This is a genomic window from Limnoglobus sp. (assembly GCF_059499385.1).
The window spans coordinates 30,250-35,309 of record NZ_JCABYM010000095.1 but is presented as its reverse complement, the minus strand read 5'-3'; the positions used below and the strand labels follow the sequence as shown (position 1 = coordinate 35,309).

General features: G+C 65.1%; 5 protein-coding genes. 3 read left to right on the top strand and 2 right to left on the bottom strand.

Features of this window, described 5'->3' with window-relative positions; translation table 11 throughout:
• Window positions 1-910, bottom strand: a 910-nt coding sequence (locus tag AC5JJ2_RS17165) for a glutamine synthetase III domain-containing protein (RefSeq protein WP_495859242.1), incomplete at its 3' end; no start/stop codon positions are given.
• A 177-nt stretch (window positions 911-1,087) separates the two neighbouring features.
• Between AC5JJ2_RS17165 and ybeY the strand changes: the two genes are divergently transcribed.
• A complete protein-coding gene (gene ybeY, locus AC5JJ2_RS17160; protein ID WP_495859241.1) occupies window positions 1,088-1,531 on the top strand; it encodes an rRNA maturation RNase YbeY in 444 nt (147 codons plus the stop codon).
• A gap of 81 nt (window positions 1,532-1,612) precedes the next feature.
• Window positions 1,613-1,939: a rhodanese-like domain-containing protein gene (locus AC5JJ2_RS17155; protein WP_495859240.1), complete on the top strand. Its 327-nt coding sequence runs from the start codon at window positions 1,613-1,615 to the stop codon at window positions 1,937-1,939.
• A gap of 98 nt (window positions 1,940-2,037) precedes the next feature.
• Here AC5JJ2_RS17155 and AC5JJ2_RS17150 read toward each other — a convergent pair whose 3' ends face one another.
• Entirely contained in the window at window positions 2,038-3,579 is a 1,542-nt protein-coding gene (locus tag AC5JJ2_RS17150; RefSeq protein ID WP_495859239.1) for a peptide MFS transporter, read from the bottom strand.
• Window positions 3,580-3,941: 362 nt separating this feature from the next.
• On the opposite strand from AC5JJ2_RS17150, the gene AC5JJ2_RS17145 reads away from it, so the two are divergent.
• Window positions 3,942-4,970 carry an SMP-30/gluconolactonase/LRE family protein gene (locus tag AC5JJ2_RS17145; protein ID WP_495859238.1) on the top strand — a complete coding sequence of 343 codons (1,029 nt, stop codon included), beginning with the start codon at window positions 3,942-3,944 and terminating at the stop codon, window positions 4,968-4,970.
• Window positions 4,971-5,060: the final 90 nt, after the last annotated feature.

The window sequence follows — 5,060 nt, the reverse complement described above, 5'->3', positions numbered from 1 at the left end:
CGATCTCGTACTGGCTCGGGGCGACCTCGTTGTGCCGGGTCTTGACCGGGATGCCGAGCTTGAACATTTCCGCTTCGCAGTCGGCCATGCACGCGATGACCCGCTCCGGGATCGTGCCGAAGTACTGGTCCTCCAGTTCCTGGCCCTTCGGCGGCTTCGCCCCGAACAGCGTCCGGCCGCAGTTAATCAGGTCGGGCCGGGCGTAGAAGAAGTTCTTGTCGATCAGGAAGTATTCCTGCTCCGGGCCGACCGTCGTGAACACCTTCTTCGCGTCGGTGTTGCCGAACAGCCGGACGATGCGGAGGGCTTGCGCCGACAGGGCTTCCATGCTGCGGAGCAGCGGGACCTTCTTGTCGAGGGCTTCCCCCGTCCACGACACGAACACGGTCGGGATGACGAGCGTGGTCCCGTTGGGCGTCTCGCGGATGTACGCCGGGCTGGTCGGGTCCCAGCCGGTGTACCCGCGGGCCTCGAACGTGGACCGCGTCCCGCCGCTCGGGAACGAGCTGGCGTCCGGCTCGCCCTTCACCAACTCCTTGCCGCTGAACTCGGCCATCGCCGTGCCGTCGCCGGACGGGGAGAGGAACGAGTCGTGCTTCTCGGCCGTCAGGCCGGTGAGCGGCTGGAACAGGTGGGTGTAGTGGGTGGCCCCGTGCTCGATGGCCCAGTCCTTCATGGCGCTGGCGACGGCGTCGGCGATGGCCGGGTCGGTGAGCTGCGCCCCTTGCTTGATCGTCTTCTGGAGGGCCTTGAAGATCGGCTTCGGCAGCCGGGCCTTCTGCTCCGCCTCGTTGAACACGTTCGACCCGAACAGGTCCTTCAGGGACTTTTCCTTGAACGTGATCCGGTTGAGTTGGTGCGTGGTCGTGGCGATCGTCTGGATCGCTTGCTGGCGAGCGGTGGCTGACATTTCGGCAAAGTCTCCGGAAGAGATGGGCTAGCCCCGAAGGTTTAGTGGGGACCGTTCCCTGCGCGGCGCGTCGCAGCGGCCGGGGGGCACGGCCGCGATGGGTCGGGTCCGGGAGAGGATGCAAGCGTTATAGAAGGGGTGAAGAAAATCGTCCGGTCGGTTTCATAAAATGCGGGAATGATTTCGATCTCCGTGGCCAACCCTTACGAGCAACCGCTCGACTTCCAGGCCCTGAAAGCCGCGGCGAAGGCCGTGCTGGAGGGCGAGGGCGTGGCGGCCGCGAAGGTCGTGGTCGCGTTCGTGGACAACCCGCACATCCACCGGCTGAACAAGCAGTTCCTGAACCACGACGAGCCGACGGACGTGATTACCTTTCCCTACTCCGACCGCAAGGCGAAGAAGCTGGAGGGCGAGATCGTCATCGGGTACGAGATCGCGGCCGAGTACGCCGCGGACCGCGGGCACGCGGCGGACCGGGAGCTGATTCTGTACGTCATCCACGGCTGCCTGCACCTGTGCGGGTACGACGACACGACCGCGAAGGCCGAGCGGCAGATGCGCGTCAAGGAGCGCGAGTACTTACAGAAGCTGGGGCTACCCGACATCACTGAACGAACCTGAACTATATAGCCGCCGGCTTGCCGGCGGGGTTCTGCGATCCCCAAAACCCCGCCGGCAAGCCGGCGGCTATATAACGCAGGCATGATCCCACAGATTCACCCGACGGAATTGAAGGCGAAGCTCGACGCCGGGGAGCCGGTCTACCTGCTGGACGTGCGGCAGCCGAACGAGCACGCGTACTGCCACCTGCCGGACAGCACGCTGATCCCGCTGCCGGAGTTGCCGGGCCGACTCGACGAGGTCGAGCCGCCGCCGGGGGCGCTGGTGGTGGTGTACTGCCACCACGGGGTGCGGAGCCTGAGCGGGGCGGCCGTGCTGCTGCACGCCGGGCTGACGGCCGTGGCATCTCTCAGCGGCGGGATCGAGGCGTGGAGCGTGCTCGTGGACCCGAGCGTGCGGCGGTATTGAGTTTCGCATTTTTCATTTCGCACTTTGCATTGGTCCGAAAAGATTGGACCAATGCAAAGTTCAAAATGAAAAATGCGAAATGGAAGGCGCGGCTTCGGCTACTTGATCCCGTGCATCCACTTCTTGATGATCGGCGAGAGAGCCAGCAACAACACGCCCGACCCAAGAGCGAACAGCCCGACGTTGTTGAACACGCCGAGCGCGAGGTCGAGCGTTTGCTCCGGCGTGGCGTCCGGGGCCGCGGCCGTCTCGTTCGCGATCCACTTCCCGGCCTGGTGCGCGATGGCCGACGACAGGAACCAGAACCCCATCATGAACCCGACGATCTTCGCCGGGGCGAGTTTCGTCACCAGCGACAGGCCGACCGGCGACAGCGCGAGTTCGCCGAGCGTGTGCAGCAAGTACAGCAGGATCAGGAACATCGCCGGCATGATCCCGCCGACGGCCGCGGCCTTGCCGAGGTTCAGGACGAGGAACCCCGCGCCGAGCAGTAACAGGCCGAACGCGAACTTGACCGGGGCGGCGGGCTCCCACCCGCTCTGGGCGAGTTTGATCCACATCACCGAGAACACCGGCGCGAAGAGCATGATGAAGAACGCGTTCGCCGCCTGGAAGTTACTCGTCGCGAGCGTCTGGCCGAACAGGCTCTTCTCGACGTTCTTTTCGGTGAACAGGTTGAGCGCGCTGCCGGCCAGCTCGAAGAACGTCCAGAACACGGCCGTGAAGACGAGCAGCACGATGATGACCCAAATCCGCTGCCGCTCCTCGCGGGGGTACTGGAACGAGAGGTACAGCATGTACCCGACGGCGGCCAACCCGACCACGATCAGCAGCAAGTCCATCACGTCGTTCTTGTGAATCAACAGCCCGGCAATGGGGACGAGCAAGAACGTGCCGGCGTAAATGGCGAACTCGGCCGGGAAGCCGAAAATTTGCTTGCCCGCGGCCTCGGCCGGCGGGTCCGCGTGCTGCTCCAGGACGCCGCTGTTCGCGGTGTACAAGAAGATGCACAACCCCAGCACCATCCCGATCCCCGCGCACAAGAACCCGTACCCCCAGCCTTCCAACTCGCCGATCGTGCCGCACGTCAGCGGCGTCAGGAACGCGCCGATGTTGATCCCCATGTAGAAGATGGTGAACGCCCCGTCCCGCCGCGGGTCGCCCTGGGCGTAGAACTTCCCGATCAGGCTGGAGATGTTCGGCTTGAAGAACCCGTTCCCGATGACGAGCAGGGCGAGGCCGGTGTAAAGGATGATGTCGTTGCCGGCACTCTGCGAGAGGGTGAACTGCCCGGCCGCCATCAGCATCGCGCCCCAGATGATCGACTTGCGGAAGCCGAGGATTTTGTCCGAAAGGAACCCGCCCAGCAGCGGCGTCAGGTACACGAGTGCGCCGTAGGCGGCGTAGATGCCGTAGGCGGACTTCTCGGGGAACCCGAACCCGCCCTTCGTCGTCACGGACGTGAGGTACAAGACGAGCAGCGCCCGCATCCCGTAATAGCTGAACCGCTCCCAAAGCTCGACGAGGAATAGGAGGAACAAGGCCCGCGGGTGGACCTTCCGATTCGCGAAGATCACGAACGCCACCCAGATGCTCACGAGCACCCAGGCCACGGCCATAATCTTGTACTCGTCACGCATGGAGTTCCCTCGGATGAAATGGACGCGGCGCGGTGAGGCCCGTCCGGTCGGCGGTTATTGCGAGTCGGGAAAGTGTTGCGATCTTAACATTCCTGGCCCCGGCGTCCACTGGAACCCGGCCTTTTCCCGATGTCCGCGCGTGCGTCCGACATGTGAACAAAAAGTCATTATAGGTGTCGCGTCAACCCAGGTGGCGATTCCGCCACGGGGGGCCACCCGTGGCGGTGGCGGCGGTGGCGGTCTCGCCGGCCGGGAGGGCCGTTCCGGGCCGTCGGAATCCGCTTGTCGCGGCCGGCATTCGCGTTACGATGACACTCGCCGCCGGTCGATTCCGCCCCCCGGCTCCCCCGGAGTTCCCACCCATGTCGCGTCGGACCGTGTTGAAGACGTTCCTCGGCATCGCCGCCCTCGCCCCGCTCGGCCTCCACGGGTTGGCCGAGGACAAGCAACAGCCCGCCCCGCCGCGGGCGTTCGAGCGGAAGGACCCGAAGTTCGACGAACTCGTGCCGAAGGACGCGAAGGTCGAGGAGCTGGCGGCCGGGTTCACCTGGTCCGAGGGGCCGGTGTGGGACAAGAAGAACAACCAGGTGTTGTTCTGCGACATCCCGAACAACCGCGTCCACCGGTGGTCCGAGAAGGACGGGTTGCACGAGTTCCTGAAGCCGAGCGGGTACACCGGCACGGAGAAGTTCACCGGGTACGAACCCGGCTCGAACGGGCTGACGTTCAACAAGGCCGGCGAGTTGGTCCTCTGCCAGCACGGCGACCGGCGGGTGGCGAAGTTGGTGGACGGCAAGTTCGTCACACTCGCCGACAAGTACATGGGCAAGCGGTTGAACAGCCCGAACGACCTCGTGTTCCACCCGAACGGCGACCTGTACTTCACGGACCCGCCCTACGGCCTGCCGAAGCAGATGGACGACCCCGGCAAGGAACTCGAGTACCAGGGCGTCTACCGGCTGAAGCCGAGCGGCGAAGTGACGCTGCTGACGAAGGCGATGAGTCGGCCGAACGGGATCGCGCTGTCGCCGGACGCGAAGACGCTGTACGTGGCGAACTCCGACCCGGAGAAGGCGATCTGGATGAGCTTCCCGGTGAAAGACGACGGCACGCTCGGCGACGGCAAGCAACTGTTCGACACGACCGACCTCGTGAAGGCGAAGAAGCCGGGGCTGCCGGACGGGTTGAAGGTGGACCAGCAGGGGTACATCTGGGCGACCGGCCCCGGCGGGGTGTTCGTGTTCGACCCGGCGGGCAAGCACCTCGGCACGATCGTGACGAACGACAAGACCGGCAACTGCTGCTTCGGCGACGACGGCAGCACGCTGTACATCTGCGCGAACCATAACTTGGTCCGGGTGAAGACGAAGGCGAAGGGGATCGGGTTCTAGTCATCCCCGCGGACGTTCGTCCGCGGGCTTTCGCCCGGGGGCGGTAGCCCCCCGGCGAACCTCCGCGGGGGGGGGGCCCGCGATGGTCGG